Origin of the sequence: Isoptericola sp. NPDC057191 (genome assembly GCF_042670225.1) — a bacterium.
Classification (GTDB): Bacteria; Actinomycetota; Actinomycetes; order Actinomycetales; family Cellulomonadaceae; genus Isoptericola.
This window is the reverse complement of record NZ_JBHUWC010000093.1, coordinates 1-15,253: the sequence shown is the minus strand read 5'-3', so window position 1 is coordinate 15,253 and position 15,253 is coordinate 1. Positions and strand designations below refer to the sequence as shown.

Here is a 15,253-nt window from a genome sequence, read left to right as displayed (position 1 = left end):
GGTCTCGTCCGCGCGCAGGACGAGACCGAACCGCTACGTCGACGACGACCGACGCCGTCTCAGCCGCCGGTCACCCGGAGCGACCGCACGAGGCTGCCGAACCGCTCCTGCGAGGCCGCGCCACGGGGGCCGCTGTACGACAGGACCACCGCGTCGTCGCCGCGTCGGAGCTGCACCGTTCCCAGGAAGCACGGCCGCCCCTCGGCCGTGACGTCGTCGCCCAGCCGGATCACGACGGCGTCCGCGCCCGGGACGTCGTACCGGTACCCGGCTGTCGGGACGGCATCGAGGGCGTCGCCCGGCTCGGTCACGGCCGTGACCGTCTCTTGCGGTCCGCCCGCCGACCAGGCGACCCCGTCCGGCGGCGGCACCTGCGCCCACCCGGGCGGCAGCGCCAGCCGCAGCCCCAGCACGCCCGACGACGTCTCGCGCCACCCGGCGGGGACGGCCGACGTCGCCAGCTCCGGCAGGTCCTGCGCACCCGGCACCCGCTCCGCCTCGGCGGAGAAGCCCAGCGTCCCCAGGAGCTGCAGCGCCAGGGCGCGCCCGTCGGCGGTGGCGGGCGTCTCGACCGTCACGACGTACCCGCGCCCGCCGGCACGTCGCACGTGCGCGGTGGCGCGCTCGACGCCGTCCTCGGCCCGGGTCTCGACCTGCACCACGTCCGCGCCGTCGAGCGGGAAGGTGGACGCCGGGTCGAGGGGCGACGACGCGATCGAGCCGGGCCACGCCGCGAGCTCGGCGGCCTGCCGGACCGTCAGGGACGCCGACCCGTCGGCGTTCGCGGACCGCGTCTCGGACCCGGCGGGGAACGCCTCGACGACGCCACGGTCGTCGGCCCAGCCGCGAGGCACCGCGTACTCCAGCCCGGCGAGCTCCGCCGTCCGCCAGCCCTCCGGGACCCCGGCCACGAACCCCTCGAGCGGCCGCGGCTCCGCCACGCCCTCCGCCGACGGCAGGGGCGGGGCGTCCTCGTCCACGGACACCGATCGCACGAGGTCGGTGAACAGCTCTTCGCCCTCGTCCGCGTCCCGCCACACCAGGGTCACCTGCACCACGTCGCCGGTCTCGCTGACGACCTGCAGCGTGCCGTCGAAGTCCTGCACCATGCTCGGGACGTCGGAGAAGTCCTGCGTGACGTACCGCGCCGACCGCGCGCCCGGGACGTCGACGTCCACGGGCGTGAGCCCGGAGCCGGTCGGCACCAGCGCCAGGTCGTCCGCGGGCTGGACCTGGACGAAGCTCTGCTCGCCCTCGTCCCGGTCGTCCTCCCAGACCCCGGCGGTGGTCGGCTCGAGGCCGGGCGGCACCGCCAGCCGCACCCCGCCGACGGCCACGGGGGTCCAGCCCGCCGGGACGTCGTGCGCCGCGGGGTCGATCGTCGTCGTGCCGCCCGGGAGCAGCCCCGCGCCCGCGACGACGCCCACGGCGGCGAGCGCCCCGACGCCGGTCAGCGCGGCGCGCCGTGCCCCGACGCGCCGCACCGCGCGGCGCCCCATGGCCGCGCCGTCGAGCCCGGTCACCGGTCCCACCTGGCCGGCGGCGTGCTGGAGCTCTGCCAGAAAGTCGTCCTGGAGGGTCATCGGACCGTCCCCTTCCTCGTCGTCGCGGTCGGTGCGGTCGGTGCGGTCGGTGCGGTCGGTGCGGTCGGTGTGGTCGGTGTGGTCGGTGTGGTGCCGTGCGTGCCCTCCGCACCCAGCAGCCGGCGCAGTCGCGCCAGCCCGCGGGACCCGCCCGACTTCACCGCGCCCACCGAGATCCCCAGCTCGTCGGCGGTCTGCGCCTCCGAGCAGTCGAGGAGGTAGCGCAGGACGACGACGCGGCGCTGGCCCTCGGGCAGCTCCCGCAGCGCGCGCACCAGCTGGTCGCGGTCCACCACGGTGCGGGTCGCGTCGGGCTCGGGGGCGGGGCGCAGGTCCGCCGGGTCGGACAGCACGTCGTGGCGCGTGCGGCGCCAGCCGTCGATGCGCGCCGTGGCAAGGACGCGGCGCGCGTACGCGAACGGGTCGCCGTCGCCGACCCGTCCCCAGGCGCGGTAGGTCCGTTCGAGCGCGAGCTGGACCAGGTCGCCCGCGCGGTGCTCGTCCCCGCACAGGAGGTAGGCGATCCGGGAGAGGGCGGGCGTGCTCGCTGCGGCGAACGCCGTGAAGCGTTCCGCCGCGGTCTGGCCCGCCGCCACGACCTGGACGCGGTCGTCGCTCGTCTCGCCGACGAGCGTCGGGACGCCGTGACTCGTCATGGGTACCGCCTGCGTCGTGTCTGCATGGACCATAGACGCCGCCGACGGTCGGGAGGTTGCCCCGGAGGGTCAGGGAGTCGTGCGGTCCGTGGCGAGGAGGCCGTAGACGAGGGTGTCCGTCCACTCGCCCTTGGACCACCAGTCGGCGCGCAGGTGCCCCTCGCGCTGCATGCCGACCCGCTCGCAGAGCCGCGCGGACGCCTCGTTGCGGGCGTCGAGCTGCGCGACGACGCGGTGCATGCCGTAGAAGTCGAACGCGAGGTCGAGGACGGCGCGCACCGCCTCGGTCGCGAAGCCCTGGCCGGTGTGGCCGGGGTGGAAGACCCAGCCGATCTCGCCCCGGGAGACCGTGTCGCCCGTCGTCCACAGGGCGACGTCGCCGACGACCTGGCCGTCGTGCTCCACGACCAGCGCGAGGGCGGAGCCGGGCTCGTCGATCGTCGTGCGGGCGAGACGCTTGGCGAGCTGCGCCTCCGCGACCTCCGGCGTCCACGGCTCCTCGAGCAGGTAGCGGGCCACGTCGGGGTCGGCGTAGTAGGCGAGCAGGGGCTCGAGGTCCTCCGCGCGGTGCGCGCGCAGGACCAGTCGGCCCGTGGTCACCGGCAGCGGGGTCTCGGTCGTCACGGTCAGGCACCCTACGCGTCGCGGCGCGGGACGCGCGAAGGGAAGCCGCGGAAATGCGTGGCGCGGCGGGGATCCAGGGCGCACCGTGGGCCCATGAGCACCCCCGCGACCACCCCGACGTGGCGCCTCCTCGAACCGCCCCGAGCCGACCGTCTCGACGCCCCCGACGCGTGGGCGTACCACGGCATCGCCGCGGTGGAGCGGGAGGTGGCGCTCGCCGACCTCGGCCACGACGACTTCCCGCCGCGCGCCGTCGACATCCTGGTGGGCGACCTCCACCCGGAGCGCGCCCGGCGGTACAGGTGGGTCGCCGTGGAGGGCGACGACGGCGCGCCCCGCGTCGTCGGGCACGGCGTGCTGCTGCTGCCCGTGACGGACAACCGCCATCTCGCCGTCGTGCGGATCGCCGTCCTGCCCTCGCACCGCCGGCAGGGGATCGGCTCGGCCATCGCGGACCGGCTGCGCCGGGTCGCGCTCACGGAGGGCCGCACCACGGTCTTCGCGGAGGTGGAGTTCGCCGCCGAGCCGCCAGCGGACGCGCCCGACGCGCTGGCTCCCGCCGAGGGGGCCGGCCACGTGTCCGCCGACCTTCCCGGGATGCGGTTCGCGCGTCGCGCGGGCCTGCGGCTGGAGATCGTGAGCCGGCGCTCCGTGCTGGACACCCCGCTGCCGGACGGCGTCGTCGACGGGTTCGTCGCCGAGGCCGCGGCGCACGCCGGCGACGCCTACCGGGTGCACACCTGGCAGGACCCGGCACCGCAGGAGTGGGTGGCGCAGCTCGCCGGGCTGGAGCAGAAGCTCTCCGAGGACGAACCGAACGGCGGCCTCGCGCTGGAGGTCGAGCGGTGGGACGGAGAGCGGATCCGCGAGGAGGAGGCGAAGCGCGCCGAGCGCGGCAAGAGCGGCCTCGTCGCCGTCGCGGAGCACGTCGCCACGGGCACGCTGGCGGGCATGACGCTGCTCGTCTTCGCGCACGACCGCCCGGAACTCACGGACCAGGACAGCACGGTCGTGCTGCCGGAGCACCGCGGGCACCGGCTCGGGATGCTGCTCAAGGCGGTGAACCTGCGTGAGCACGCGCGGCTGCGCCCCGGCACCCGGCGCATCTCCACCTGGAACAACGAGACCAACGCCCCGATGCTGGCCATCAACACGGCCCTGGGGTTCCGCCCGGCGGGCGGCTCGGCGGAGCTGCAGGCGACCCTGGCCGACGTGGTGCCGTTGAGCCGTACCTGAACCCCCGCGCCGAGGCCAGGGGAGCGGCTCAGGGGAGCGGGACCTCGAGGGGCTCGCCGGGTGCGAGCCGCCGGTACTGCGCGCCGCCCAGCCCACCCGCGACGCGGTCGACGAGCGCGAGGCCGGCGTCGTTGAGGATCGCGTCGTGGATCGGGACGGCGACCCGCGGGGCCACCTGCCGCAGGTAGTCGACCGACTCGGAGAGCTTGAGCCACGGCGCGGCCACCGGCAGGGCCAGCACCTCCACCCGCGCCCCCGCGGGCGGGGGCGTGAACGAGTCGCCGGGGTGGAGGACGACGCCGTCGACGAGGTAGGCGACGTTGGCGGGCGGCGGCAGGTCCGGGTGGATGGTCGCGTGCACGTGGCCCACCGCCTGCACGGCGAAGCCCGCGGCGTCGAACGACGCACCACCGTCGACGGCATGCAGGCGGTCGGCGGGCGCACCGGCGTCGGTCAGCTGCTCGACGACGGACGCCGGGGCCCACAGCTCCAGCGCCGGGTCGTCGGTGAGCGCCGCCGCGACGCGCGGCACGTCCACGTGGTCCGGGTGCTCGTGCGTGACGAGGACGGCGTCGGCGCCCGCCAGGACGCGCGGGTCGGTGAACGTGCCCGGGTCGACGACGAGGGTGCGTCCGTCCCGCTCCAGGCGGATCCCGGCGTGGCCCCAGGCGGTCAGGGTGAGGGAAGGCATGCCGTCATCCTCCACCCGCTACGGCTCGTCGCGCTCCCGGGTGTGCTCGACCAGGGCAGGCAGCAGCACCTCCCACGAGGACGGCGGCGGCACCTGGTGACCCACGCCGTCGAGCAGCAGCAGCCGCGCGCCGGGGATCTCCGCGGCCAGCGCGGCGCCGTGGCCGGGGAACAGCGGGTCCTCGCGGCCGTGCACGACGAGCGTCGGGACGCCGACGTCGGCGAGGGTGCCCGCGAACGGGGCGCCGGGCTCGGCCGCGAAGTGGTTGGTCCCGGCGGTCGGGTCGGTCGAGCGCTCGACGGCGCGGGCGGCGACGGCGCGGGTGCGCGACTCGTCGAAGTCGCCCCGGCCGGTGAGCGCGCGGTCCTCCGCGACGGCGGCGTCGACCAGCGCGGCGGTGTCGGCGGGGTCGGGGGAGGGGCCGTCCCAGAGGCCGTGCAGCTCGGGCGCCGACGGCGGGAGGTCCGCGTCGCCAGGGCCGCGGACGGCGCGGCTGGTGGCGACCAGCGTGAGGCCCGCGACGCGGTCCGGGTGCTCGAGCGCGAGCTCCTGGGCGATGACGCCGCCCATCGACAGGCCCACGAGGTGCGCCCGGGCGACGCCCAGGTCGTCGAGCACCCGCAGGGCGTCCTCCGCGAGGTCCCGGCCGGTGTAGTCCGGCGCGCCGGGCGGGCAGGTGGTGGACCGGCCCGTGTCGCGGTGGTCGTACCGCACGACGTGCCGGCCCCGCTCCGCGAGCGCCGCGCACAGGTCCGCCGGCCACCAGTCCATCGGTGACCCGACGCCTCCGACCAGCAGGACCGTGGGGTCGGCGGGGTCGCCGACGGACTGGTAGCACAGGCGGACGCCGTCGACGTCGGCGAACCGTTCCGGGCCGAGGGAGTCGCCGTCGGCGGGCCCGAGGTGTCGTGTCATTCCTGGTCGACGCCGCAGGCCCGCCGAACTCATCGCTGGACGGCGTTCACGCGAGGCGCAGCAGCGCCTGCACGGGGGTGTGGTCGCTGGGGTAGCGGCCGTCCTTCGTCCAGGAGTTGATGGTCGCGGCGAGCACCTCGGTGCCCGGGGTGGCGAGGACCCAGTCGATGCGGTCCCCGCCGGGCACGGGCGTGCCGTAGTTCGGGAACGACCCGACCTCCGGGGTGAGCTGCTTCGCCGCGGCGCGCCAGGTGTCGAGCAGCCCGCCGTCGGTGACGAGGACGTCGTACGGGGCGGACCGTTCCGCGGCGGCGTTGCAGTCCGCCGTGAAGACGACGGGCAGCCCGAAGCCGGCCGCGAGGTCGCGCACCACCTCGGCGCTGCGCACGCGCGCGTTCTCCGACTGGTGGTCGAAGTGCGAGTTCACGTGCACGAACTCGGTGCCGGTGCGCTGGTCGCGGAAGCGGGCCCAGGTGACGATGCGGGTCACCGAGTTGCCCCACGTGGCGGAACCGATGACGTCCGGGGTGTCGGACAGCCAGAACTGGTCCCACCACAGCAGCGTGAGGCGCCGCGCGTCGTAGAAGACCGCGGAGTGCTCGCCGTCCGCGCCGCCCGAGCGGCCGTAGCCGACGGTGCGGTAGTGCTTGCCCAGCCCGTCCTCGACGGCGACGAGCTGCTGGAACTCGGCCTCCTGGACCCCGAGGATCGTCGGCTGCTCCAGGGCGAGGAACGCGCTGACGAGCGGGGCGCGGTCCGGCCAGTGGTCCGGCTCGCCGGGGTGCGTCGCGTCCTCGCGGTCCAGGCGGATGTTGAAGCTCATCGCGTGCAGGGTGGAGCCCCGGGCCGGGCCGATCAGCGCGCCCTGGCGCGGGCGGGTGGCGGTCGTGGCCGCGGCCGCGCCAGGGGCGGCGAGGGCGCCCGCGACGCCCAGGGCGCCGAGGGTCCCGGCGGCGGCCAGGGCGCCGCGGCGGGTGACGCCGGCGGGTGCGGAGCTGCGGTGGTCCATGTCGTCCTCCAGAAGGTGGCTGGCAAGGGTCGTCCGTTGCCCGACCATCCCATCGGGAGCGCATGACCGCTCGACGGACAGGAGGTGGACGGCGGACGACGGCGCCGTGACCAGGGCCTCGCCCGCCGCGCGTCGCCGGCCCGCACTAGGGTCGTCGCATCGTGCCGAACCCCGACCCCACCCCGAACCCGAACCTGAACCCGGACCCCGGTCCCGTCACCGACCCGTCGTCCGACACCGCCCGCCTCGTCGCCTGGGGCCAGGAGCTGCGCACCGTGCACGCCCGCCTGCGCGACGCCATGGAGGTGGCCCGCGAGGCCGTCTCCGACGCCGAGGCCCTCGGCGCGACAGCTGACCCGCGCCACCGGCTCGGCCTGTACTGCCACGGCTTCTGCCAGGCTCTCGAAGGTCACCACCGCGGCGAGGACACCAGCGTCTTCACCACCCTGCTCGACCTGCGCCCCGACCTCACGGGCGTCGTCGCCGAGCTGCAGCGCGACCACCGGACGCTGGACCACCTGCTCGGCGAGCTCGCCCGTGCCGTCGACGCCCAGGCCGACGCCGCCACCCTCGAGCGGCACCTGGACGGCATCGACGCCGTCATGGAGACGCACTTCCGGTACGAGGAGAAGCGGCTGGTCGCGGTGCTCGACGAGCCGGCCGTCGCGGCGGCGCTCGCGGGCACCGACCGGCGCGCGGCACTGGGCCCGCTCGCCTGACTCCTACCGTCGTGACCCGACGCGGCGTCATCTCGTCGGACGGGTGAGCAGCGGTCGTCGTGCAGACTGGCCCGACCGCCCGCCCGACGAGAGGTCCGCCATGCCTGCCACGCCTGCCATGCCCGACACGTCCCCCGCCCGCCAGCCCCTGTCCGTCGTGGGCCGGGTGTTCGCCGTCGTCGCCGTGGTCGAGGCGTTCACCTGGGCAGGCCTGCTGGTCGGCATGTTCCTCAAGTACGTCACGGAGTCCACCGAGGCGGGGGTCTGGCTGTTCGGCCGGCTGCACGGCGCGGCGTTCGTGGCGTACGTCGTGATCACGCTGGTCGCGGCGGTGCGGCTGCGGTGGGGCTGGTTCCGCACGCTGGTGGCGCTCGCTGCGGCCGTGCCGCCGCTGACGACGCTGCTGGCCGAGCGGTGGCTGCGCCGCACCGGGCACCTGGGCACCCCGGTGACCGCGTCTGAGCCCGACGTCGAGCCCGACGTCGAGCCCGACGTCGAGCCCAGGGAGCCGACGACGGTTTCCTGATCGTTACCCCGCGCGCCACGCCGGTGTCGCCGGGCGCCGCTAGCGTGGCCCCGGTCACAACCGCATACCCAGGAGCGCACCCATGTCTCTCGCTCGTCCTCCCGCACGCCGGCGGACCGCCGGCGTCACGTGCGTGACCCTCGCCTTCGCGGGGATCGCCACCGCCGGCGCGGTGTCCGCCAGCGCCGACCCGATCGTCGACGTCCAGATCCTCGCCACCAACGACTTCCACGGCCGCATCCAGGCGAACGGCACCGAGGCCGGCGCCGCGGTGCTGGCCGGCGCCGTGCAGCAGCTGCGCACCGAGAACCCGAACACCGTGTTCGCGGCGGCGGGCGACCTCATCGGCGCCTCGACCTTCGAGTCGTTCATCCAGCACGACAAGCCCACGATCGACGCCCTCAACGCCGCGGGCCTCGACGTGTCGGCCGTCGGCAACCACGAGCTGGACCAGGGCTACGACGACCTGCTGAACCGGGTGATGGCGCCCTACGACGCCGAGACGAACCCGTACGGCGGCGCGCAGTGGCAGTACGTCGCGGCGAACCTCAAGGTGCGGGCGACGGGCGACGACGCCGTCCCGGCCACGTGGATCAAGGACTTCGGTGACGTGCAGGTCGGCTTCGTCGGCGCCGTCACCGAGGAGCTGCCCGCGCTCGTGAGCCCGGCGGGCATCGCGGACCTCGACGTGCAGAGCATCGTCGACACCACGAACGAGGAGGCGGACGCCCTCAAGGCCGAGGGTGCCGACGTCGTCGTCCTGCTGGTGCACGAGGGCGCGCAGTCCACGGACTGCGCCTCGATGCCGACGGCGGACAACGCGTTCGCCGACATCGTCAACGACGTCAGCCCCGAGGTCGACGCCATCGTGTCCGGGCACACGCACCTCGCCTACGACTGCAAGTTCCCCGTGGACGAGTGGGCCGGCCGCGCCGTGACGGAGCGGCCCGTGGTCTCCGCGGGCCAGTACGGCTACAACCTCAACCAGCTCGTGTACTCCGTCGACGCGGCGACGGGCGACGTCGCCGGCGTCCGCACGGCCGTCCTGCCGCTGGCGGGCAACTACCCGGCCGACCCGGCCGTCACCACGATCGTGTCGGACGCCGTGAAGCAGGGCGACGTGCTCGGCGCGGAGCCGCTCGGTCAGATCGGCGGCGCGTTCAACCGCGCCAAGCTCTCGTCGGGCGCGGAGAACCGGGGCGGCGAGTCCACGCTCGGCAACCTGGTGGCCGAGGTGCAGCGGTGGGCCACCGAGGCCCCGGAGTCGGGCGCGGCGCAGATCGCGTTCATGAACCCGGGCGGCCTGCGCGCCGACATGGTCGGCACCGGCACGGGCGCGTTCCCGCGCACCCTCACCTACAAGCAGGCGGCTCTGGTGCAGCCGTTCGCCAACACGCTCGTCAACATGAGCCTCACGGGCGCGCAGATCAAGACCGTCCTCGAGCAGCAGTGGCAGCGCGACAAGGACGGGAACGTGCCGACGCGCCCGTTCCTGCGCCTCGGCGTCTCCGACGGCTTCCGGTACACGTTCGACGCGAACCGGCCGGAGGGCGACCGGATCACCGGCATGTGGCTCGACGGCGTGGCGCTCGACCCGGCCGCGTCGTACTCGGTCACGGCGAACTCGTTCCTCGCGGCCGGCGGGGACAACTTCCGGGCCTTCGCGGGCGGGGCGAACGCGCGTGACACCGGCAAGGCGGACCTGTCGGCGTTCGTCGACTACATGGCGTCGCACACGGCTGACGGCCCGCTGGCCGTGGACCCGAGCCAGCGCGCCGTCGGCGTCTCGTTCCCCGCGGACGCGCCCGAGGCGTACGCGCCCGGCGACACCGTGGCCTTCGACGTCTCCTCCTGGTCGATGTCCGCGCCGGGCGACGTCACCGACCCCGAGCTCACCGTCTCCCTCGGGGACACGGTGCTCGGCACGGCCCCCGTCACGACCGCCGCGGGCACCACGCCCGACGACGCGATCGGGACCGCGTCGGTGTCCGTCCAGCTCCCGGCCGACGCCCCTGCGGGTGGGGCCACGCTCACGCTGACGGGCGCCGCGACCCGGACCGAGGTGACGGTGCCGATCGAGGTGACCGAGCCGGCGAAGGCCACGCCGACCCTGACGGTGCGCGCCCCGAAGACGGTCGTCGCGTGGCTCCAGCCGGCGCGCATCGACGTATCGGTGGACACCCCGGACGGCACCCCGACCGGCAAGGTCACCGCCACGATCAAGGGCAAGCGGGTCGACGTCGACACCCTGAACCGGAAGGGCGACGCACGGCTGTGGGTCGGGCCGTTCAAGCCGGGCACCGTCGAGGTGGAGCTGCACTACTCGGGCGACGACACCACCGAGGCCGCCACGACCACCACGACCATCAAGGTCAAGAGCCTGTGGGACGTCATCCTCGGCGGGCTCTGACCGAGCGCTGACCGGGCGCACAGGGCTCACCGGCCCTGACGGCCCCGTCTCTGCCGACCCGAGGTGGGCTGGTCCGACCGGATCAGCCCACCTCGGGTCGTGTGCGGCCGGAGCGGGCGGCCTTGCGTGCCGCCCGGGCGTCGAAGCCCTCCCGGTTCGCCTCGATCGCCGGGTTGTTCGCGATCGCCCAGTCGGCGAGGGCGAGCGCAGGGCCGATGAGCGTCGCCCCTACCTCGGTGAGCTCGTACTCGACGCGCGGCGGCACCTCGGCGTAGGCGGTCCGCGTGACGAGCCCGTCCCGCTCCAGGTGGCGGAGCGTCAGGGTCAGCATGCGCTGCGAGATGCCCGGGATGCGTCGCTGCAGGTCGGTGAACCGCAGGCGTCCGTCGTCGAGCGTCGCGACGACCAGCAGCGTCCACTTGTCGGCCACGCGGTCCAGGACCCCGCGGATCGCGCGTCCCCGGTCGCCGCGGATCTTGCACGTGTCCTCGTAGTGCGACATGACCGTCCCCTCGTGCCTGACGAACACCGGTGTGCCTTTTGTACCCCCTCCGATGCTCACGCATGATGCGGCTACGCACCAGCAGTAACCATCGCACCGTAGCCATCGCACCCCCGGGGCGCCGGAGAGTCGGAGACCACCATGACCGTCGCCTACTGGATCGTCGCCGCCCTGCTGGCCGTCTTCTACGGCTACGCGGGAAGCAAGAAGGTGCTGCAGAGCAGGGAACGGCTGCGCCCCATGATGGGCTGGGTCGACACGATCCCCCTGCCCGCCGTCCGGGCGATCGGGGCGGTCGAGCTCCTCGGGGCGGTCGGCCTGCTGCTGCCCCCGCTCGTGGGCGTCGCGCCGTGGCTCGCCCTCGTCGCGGCGGCCGGGTTCGTCGTCCTCCAGGTCGGGGCCGCGGCGCTGCACCTGTCCCGCGACGAGGCGCGCCTCGTCGGGCTGAACGTCGCCCTCGTGGTGCTCGCCGGGATCGCGACCTGGCTCGCCACCGTCTGGGTCTGACCGCTACCAGCCGCAGGCGTCGTGCACGAGGTCGTACGTCGCGGCGCGCTGGTCGTCCGTCATCGGCACGTAGATCTCCGGCTGCGGGCGGCCGTCCACCTCGGCGTGCACGGGCAGGAAGGTGCCGCGCTTGTCCTCCGCCACGACGTGCGGGTCGCAGCGCGCCGGGACGAGGTCGAGCACGACCTGCCCGTCCGCCTGGCCGGCCAGGTCGTCAGCCCCCCAGGCGCGGCCGCGGGCGGGGGAGAGCAGCGTGGTGCCGGCGATCTGCACCAGCCGCACGTCGGGACCGCCGGGCACGGGGTCGACGGCGAGCGTGATGCGGCCGCCCGCGACGACGCCGCCGGAGGTCCGCACCCGGGCGGGCCGGACGTCCGTCACGCGGAGCGCGACCCCGGACGCGACGAGCTGCTCCGCGCACGCCTCCGTGCGCACGGCGGCGAGCCGGCCGAGCGGGTCGGTGACGTCGACCTCGACGGCGGTCCCGGCCGTCGGGTCGGCAGGACCCGACGACTCTCCCGCGGTCAGCCGGACGGTCGCCGTCGCGACCGGTGTCGTCTGGGCCGCCGCGCCGGCCAGGGCCTCCGGGCCCGGGCCGTCGCAGTCGACGTCGCCCAGGCGCAGGCGCACGTCGCGCCCCGCCCCGGGGCCGAGCGTCCGCGCCCGCGGGGTGCCGTCGGGGCTGCTCGGGCCGTAGCCCGGCACCACCAGCGTGCCGCCGAGCAGCGTCACCGTGCGGTCGGACCCGTTGGTGACGTGCAGCGACGCCCTGCGGTCGGCGTACTGGGTGCGTTCCTGGCGCAGCTCCGCGGTCAGCCTTGGCGCGACGTCGTCGGGCAGCCGGTCCGCGTCGCCGGCGGGCGGCGTGCACGCGGCGAGGGCCAGGACGGCCACGGCCGAGACGGCTGTCATGGCCCCTGCGACGGCGACGGCCGGCAGCCGCAGCACGCCGGCCACGCGGGGCCGGGCGCCCACGTCACGCCTCGCCGTCGGACGGCGTGAGGGGTGTGGCCGGTGCCGGTGACGGTGCGGGCGCCGTCGGACTCGGGTCCGTCGCGCCGGACCCCGCCCGAGGCGGCCGGTCGATGACCCGGGTCATGACCAGCGACGTGCGCGTCTTGTCCACGCGGGCGCTGCCGCGGATGGCCTCCACGGTGCGTTCCACGTCCGCCATGCCGCCCGCCATGATCTGCACCATCGCGTCGGCCTCGCCGGTGACCGTGTCGACGCGCACGATCTCCGGGATGGTGGCCAGGTCGCGACGCAGCGTGGCGGGGGAGACGTTGCCACGGCAGAACAGCTCGACGTACGCCTCGACGCCCCAGCCCAGCTCCTCCGGGGCCACCCGCACCGTGAACCCGGTGATCTCTCCCCGCGCCAGCATGACGTCCACGCGCCGCTTCACCGCGGGCGCCGACAGGCCCACCTCCGCGCCGATGTCGGCGTAGGTCGCGCGCCCGTCGCGCAACAGGTGCCCGACGATCCGGCGGTTCACCGCGTCCATGGCAGCACCGACACCCTCCACCACCAGCTCATGCTCGGATTCTTCAACCTGCACGCACGATTCGCCAGGTCTGGGCGCAGGACGCGCAACAGATCGCGCGTCGCGCACAACGTCCGGGGCCCTAGCGTCCCGGTCATGACGGCCCTCACACCGACGACGACGTCGGCGCCCCAGCCCGCGCGGACCCCGGAGCGCACCGCGACCCCGCGCCGCTTCCTCATGTGCCCGCCCACCTACTTCGACGTGGTCTACGAGATCAACCCCTGGATGGACCTCGGCGTCCCCGTCGACAGCGGGCGCGCCCTCGCGCAGTGGGAGCGCCTGCGCGCCACCTACGAGGCGTACGGCCACACGGTCGAGGTGATCGACCCCGTGCCCGGGCTGCCCGACATGGTGTACGCCGCGAACGGTGGCGTCGTCGTCGAGGGCCGGGCGCTCGCGGCGCAGTTCACCTACCCGGAACGGCGCCCGGAGGGCGTCGCGTACGCGAAGTGGTTCGCCGGGGCGGGCGAGGGCGTCATCAGCCTCGGCCAGGCGACCGAGCAGAACGAGGGCGAGGGCGACCTGCTGCTCGCCGGCGACGTGATGCTGGCCGGCACCGGGTTCCGCACCTCCCGCGCCGCGCACGCCGAGGTCGCCGCGCTCCTCGGCGTCGAGGTCCTGACGCTCGAGCTCGTGGACCCGCGCTACTACCACCTGGACACCGCGCTGACCGTCCTCGACGCGGGCACCGCGCCCGCCACGATCGCCTACCTGCCCGAGGCGTTCACGCCCGCGTCGCAGGCGGTGCTCGCCGAGCGCTACCCCGAGGCCGTCCTCGCGACGCCCGAGGACGCCGCGGTGCTCGGCCTCAACGCCGTCTCCGACGGACGGCACGTGTTCCTCACCGACCGCGCCACCGGGATGCACGCCCGTCTCCGCGAGCGCGGCTTCGAGCCGGTGGGCGTCGACCTGTCCGAGCTGCTCAAGGGCGGCGGCTCCGTGAAGTGCTGCACGCTCGAGCTGCGCCCTGCACCCGCCGGCCCTGCTGAGCCCGCCGACCCTGCCGACCCTGCTGACCCTGCTGACCTGGAGGTCCGCGCATGACGACCGTCCCGTTCCTCGACGTCGCGTCCACCGCGCGATGGGTCGCCCACCGCGGCCCGGAGGCTGTCATCGCCCGCCTCGTCGACGCGCTCGCCGCCGACTTCGTGCGCTGGCCCGACCTCGACAAGCGCGCCCGCATCGCGTCCCACTCGCGCGACGGGGTCATCGAGCTCATGCCCGCGAGCGACGACGTCACGTACGGCTTCAAGTTCGTCAACGGCCACCCGCGCAACCCTGTGCGCGGCTTCCAGACGGTGACGGCGTTCGGCGTCCTCGCCGACGTGCGCAACGGGTACCCCACGTTCCTCGCCGAGATGACGCTCCTCACCGCCCTGCGGACGGCGGCGACGTCCGCTCTCGCCGCGCGGTACCTGGCCCGCGCGGGGTCGCGGACCCTCGCCCTGATCGGCGCGGGCTCGCAGTCGGAGTTCCAGGCCCTGGGCATGCGCGCCGCGCTCGGCGTCACGCACCTGCGCGTCTGGGACACCGACCCGGGCGCGCAGGCCAAGCTGGCGCGGCACGCACGCGCTCTCGGCTTCACGGTCCACGAGGCGTCCGACGCGGCGGACGCCGTGACCGGCGCCGACGTCATCACCACCTGCACCGCGGACAAGGCGAACGCGACCGTGCTCACGCACGACATGGTGTTCCGCCTCGCCAACCCCGGCGTGCACGTCAACGCGATCGGCGGGGACTGCCCGGGCAAGACGGAGCTCGACCCGGCGATCCTGCGGGGTGCCGACGTGTACGTCGAGTACGAGCCGCAGACCCGCGTCGAGGGGGAGATCCAGCAGACGCCCGACGTCGCCGTCACCGAGCTGTGGGAGGTCGTGGCCGGCCACCGGGACGGGCGCCGCGGTGCGCCCGCCACCGTCGGCCCGGAGGCGGCGTTCGAACGGCGCGCCGGCGACCGCCGCACGCCCGACGACGCGACGGTGACCGTCTTCGACTCCGTCGGCTTCGCCGTCGAGGACTGGGCCACGTTGCGGTTCGTGCACGACGACGTGCCCGCCGGGCTGCTGCAGCACCTGGACCTCGTCGCCGAGCCCGAGGACCCGAAGGACCTGTACTCGCTCGTGCTCGCCGCGCAGGAGGACGACCGCGCCGAGGCGCGGCACGCCCTCGACCGCCTCATGGGCCTGGCCGGGCGCGGGCCCGCGGAGGTCCTGGCGACCGCCCGCGCCTGACGCCCGGACGTCGCGGCCCGCCGCGCGGCCGGCCGGGGCGGCCCCGGGCCCCGCGCCGCGGCGGGGCGCGGGGCTACGCCGCGCGGGCGCCGACGAAC

16 protein-coding genes are annotated in these 15,253 nt (G+C 75.2%); 7 read left to right on the top strand and 9 right to left on the bottom strand.

Going from position 1 to position 15,253, the window contains the following annotated elements; all coding sequences use genetic code 11:
- Nucleotides 1-59 precede the first annotated feature (59 nt).
- The 3 genes from ACFT55_RS12585 to ACFT55_RS12575 form a co-directional block, all read right to left on the bottom strand.
- Entirely contained in the window at nucleotides 60-1,583 is a 1,524-nt protein-coding gene (locus tag ACFT55_RS12585) for a hypothetical protein (RefSeq protein WP_380244180.1), read from the bottom strand.
- Complete coding sequence (locus tag ACFT55_RS12580; RefSeq protein WP_380244179.1) at nucleotides 1,580-2,239, bottom strand: SigE family RNA polymerase sigma factor; 660 nt, start codon at nucleotides 2,237-2,239, stop codon at nucleotides 1,580-1,582. Before ACFT55_RS12580 ends, ACFT55_RS12585 begins: the two co-directional genes overlap by 4 nt.
- A 69-nt stretch (nucleotides 2,240-2,308) precedes the next feature.
- Nucleotides 2,309-2,863 (bottom strand): GNAT family N-acetyltransferase, encoded by a 555-nt coding sequence (locus ACFT55_RS12575; RefSeq protein WP_380244178.1) that lies wholly within the window; start codon nucleotides 2,861-2,863, stop codon nucleotides 2,309-2,311.
- Nucleotides 2,864-2,956: 93 nt separating this feature from the next.
- On the opposite strand from ACFT55_RS12575, the gene ACFT55_RS12570 reads away from it, so the two are divergent.
- On the top strand, nucleotides 2,957-4,099 hold the full coding sequence (locus tag ACFT55_RS12570) for a GNAT family N-acetyltransferase (RefSeq protein WP_380244177.1): 1,143 nt from the start codon (nucleotides 2,957-2,959) through the stop codon (nucleotides 4,097-4,099).
- A 28-nt stretch (nucleotides 4,100-4,127) separates the two neighbouring features.
- Here the strand turns inward: ACFT55_RS12570 and ACFT55_RS12565 are convergent, their stop codons facing one another.
- The 3 genes from ACFT55_RS12565 to ACFT55_RS12555 are packed head-to-tail and all read right to left on the bottom strand — an operon-like array spanning nucleotide 4,128 to nucleotide 6,714.
- The gene (locus tag ACFT55_RS12565; RefSeq protein WP_380244176.1) at nucleotides 4,128-4,790 is read right to left on the bottom strand and encodes an MBL fold metallo-hydrolase; all 663 of its coding nucleotides are present in this window, start codon (nucleotides 4,788-4,790) and stop codon (nucleotides 4,128-4,130) included.
- A gap of 18 nt (nucleotides 4,791-4,808) precedes the next feature.
- On the bottom strand, nucleotides 4,809-5,705 hold the full coding sequence (locus tag ACFT55_RS12560; RefSeq protein WP_380244175.1) for an alpha/beta fold hydrolase: 897 nt from the start codon (nucleotides 5,703-5,705) through the stop codon (nucleotides 4,809-4,811).
- 46 nt (nucleotides 5,706-5,751) lie between these two features.
- A complete protein-coding gene (locus ACFT55_RS12555) occupies nucleotides 5,752-6,714 on the bottom strand; it encodes an endonuclease/exonuclease/phosphatase family protein (RefSeq protein WP_380244174.1) in 963 nt (320 codons plus the stop codon).
- 161 nt (nucleotides 6,715-6,875) lie between these two features.
- On the opposite strand from ACFT55_RS12555, the gene ACFT55_RS12550 reads away from it, so the two are divergent.
- The 3 genes from ACFT55_RS12550 to ACFT55_RS12540 all read left to right on the top strand — a co-directional run bounded on the left by ACFT55_RS12550 (nucleotide 6,876) and on the right by ACFT55_RS12540 (nucleotide 10,369).
- Nucleotides 6,876-7,433, top strand: a complete 558-nt coding sequence (locus tag ACFT55_RS12550; RefSeq protein ID WP_380244173.1) for a hemerythrin domain-containing protein — start codon at nucleotides 6,876-6,878, stop codon at nucleotides 7,431-7,433.
- Between the two features lie 100 nt (nucleotides 7,434-7,533).
- Entirely contained in the window at nucleotides 7,534-7,959 is a 426-nt protein-coding gene (locus tag ACFT55_RS12545; RefSeq protein ID WP_380244172.1) for a DUF3817 domain-containing protein, read from the top strand.
- An 82-nt stretch (nucleotides 7,960-8,041) separates the two neighbouring features.
- A complete protein-coding gene (locus tag ACFT55_RS12540) occupies nucleotides 8,042-10,369 on the top strand; it encodes a bifunctional metallophosphatase/5'-nucleotidase (protein WP_380244171.1) in 2,328 nt (775 codons plus the stop codon).
- An 82-nt stretch (nucleotides 10,370-10,451) separates the two neighbouring features.
- Here ACFT55_RS12540 and ACFT55_RS12535 read toward each other — a convergent pair whose 3' ends face one another.
- Entirely contained in the window at nucleotides 10,452-10,871 is a 420-nt protein-coding gene (locus tag ACFT55_RS12535; protein WP_380244170.1) for a winged helix-turn-helix transcriptional regulator, read from the bottom strand.
- A gap of 141 nt (nucleotides 10,872-11,012) precedes the next feature.
- Here ACFT55_RS12535 and ACFT55_RS12530 point away from each other — a divergent pair, with 141 nt between their 5' ends.
- The gene (locus ACFT55_RS12530; RefSeq protein WP_380244169.1) at nucleotides 11,013-11,378 is read left to right on the top strand and encodes a DoxX family protein; all 366 of its coding nucleotides are present in this window, start codon (nucleotides 11,013-11,015) and stop codon (nucleotides 11,376-11,378) included.
- Between the two features lie 3 nt (nucleotides 11,379-11,381).
- On the opposite strand, the gene ACFT55_RS12525 is transcribed toward ACFT55_RS12530, so the two are convergent.
- The gene (locus ACFT55_RS12525; RefSeq protein WP_380244168.1) at nucleotides 11,382-12,353 is read right to left on the bottom strand and encodes a hypothetical protein; all 972 of its coding nucleotides are present in this window, start codon (nucleotides 12,351-12,353) and stop codon (nucleotides 11,382-11,384) included.
- A gap of 1 nt (nucleotide 12,354) precedes the next feature.
- A complete protein-coding gene (locus tag ACFT55_RS12520) occupies nucleotides 12,355-12,906 on the bottom strand; it encodes an Lrp/AsnC family transcriptional regulator (protein ID WP_380244167.1) in 552 nt (183 codons plus the stop codon).
- A 111-nt stretch (nucleotides 12,907-13,017) separates the two neighbouring features.
- Here ACFT55_RS12520 and ddaH point away from each other — a divergent pair, with 111 nt between their 5' ends.
- Nucleotides 13,018-13,968 (top strand): dimethylargininase, encoded by a 951-nt coding sequence (gene ddaH / locus ACFT55_RS12515; RefSeq protein WP_380244166.1) that lies wholly within the window; start codon nucleotides 13,018-13,020, stop codon nucleotides 13,966-13,968.
- A complete protein-coding gene (locus tag ACFT55_RS12510; RefSeq protein ID WP_380244165.1) occupies nucleotides 13,965-15,155 on the top strand; it encodes an ornithine cyclodeaminase in 1,191 nt (396 codons plus the stop codon). Before ddaH ends, ACFT55_RS12510 begins: the two co-directional genes overlap by 4 nt.
- Nucleotides 15,156-15,253: the final 98 nt, after the last annotated feature.

Excerpts from the sequence above, each read along its gene's own strand:
- ACFT55_RS12545 (WP_380244172.1), top strand. The coding sequence starts at position 7,534 with ATGCCTGCCACGCCTGCCATGCCCGACACGTCCCCCGCCCGCCAGCCC.
- ACFT55_RS12530 (WP_380244169.1), top strand. The coding sequence starts at position 11,013 with ATGACCGTCGCCTACTGGATCGTCGCCGCCCTGCTGGCCGTCTTCTAC.
- ACFT55_RS12580 (WP_380244179.1), bottom strand. The coding sequence starts at position 2,239 with ATGACGAGTCACGGCGTCCCGACGCTCGTCGGCGAGACGAGCGACGAC.
- ACFT55_RS12535 (WP_380244170.1), bottom strand. The coding sequence starts at position 10,871 with ATGTCGCACTACGAGGACACGTGCAAGATCCGCGGCGACCGGGGACGC.
- ACFT55_RS12555 (WP_380244174.1), bottom strand. The coding sequence starts at position 6,714 with ATGGACCACCGCAGCTCCGCACCCGCCGGCGTCACCCGCCGCGGCGCC.
- ACFT55_RS12560 (WP_380244175.1), bottom strand. The coding sequence starts at position 5,705 with ATGACACGACACCTCGGGCCCGCCGACGGCGACTCCCTCGGCCCGGAA.
- ACFT55_RS12565 (WP_380244176.1), bottom strand. The coding sequence starts at position 4,790 with ATGCCTTCCCTCACCCTGACCGCCTGGGGCCACGCCGGGATCCGCCTG.
- ACFT55_RS12510 (WP_380244165.1), top strand. The coding sequence starts at position 13,965 with ATGACGACCGTCCCGTTCCTCGACGTCGCGTCCACCGCGCGATGGGTC.
- ACFT55_RS12585 (WP_380244180.1), bottom strand. The coding sequence starts at position 1,583 with ATGACCCTCCAGGACGACTTTCTGGCAGAGCTCCAGCACGCCGCCGGC.
- ddaH (WP_380244166.1), top strand. The coding sequence starts at position 13,018 with ATGACGGCCCTCACACCGACGACGACGTCGGCGCCCCAGCCCGCGCGG.
- ACFT55_RS12570 (WP_380244177.1), top strand. The coding sequence starts at position 2,957 with ATGAGCACCCCCGCGACCACCCCGACGTGGCGCCTCCTCGAACCGCCC.
- ACFT55_RS12540 (WP_380244171.1), top strand. The coding sequence starts at position 8,042 with ATGTCTCTCGCTCGTCCTCCCGCACGCCGGCGGACCGCCGGCGTCACG.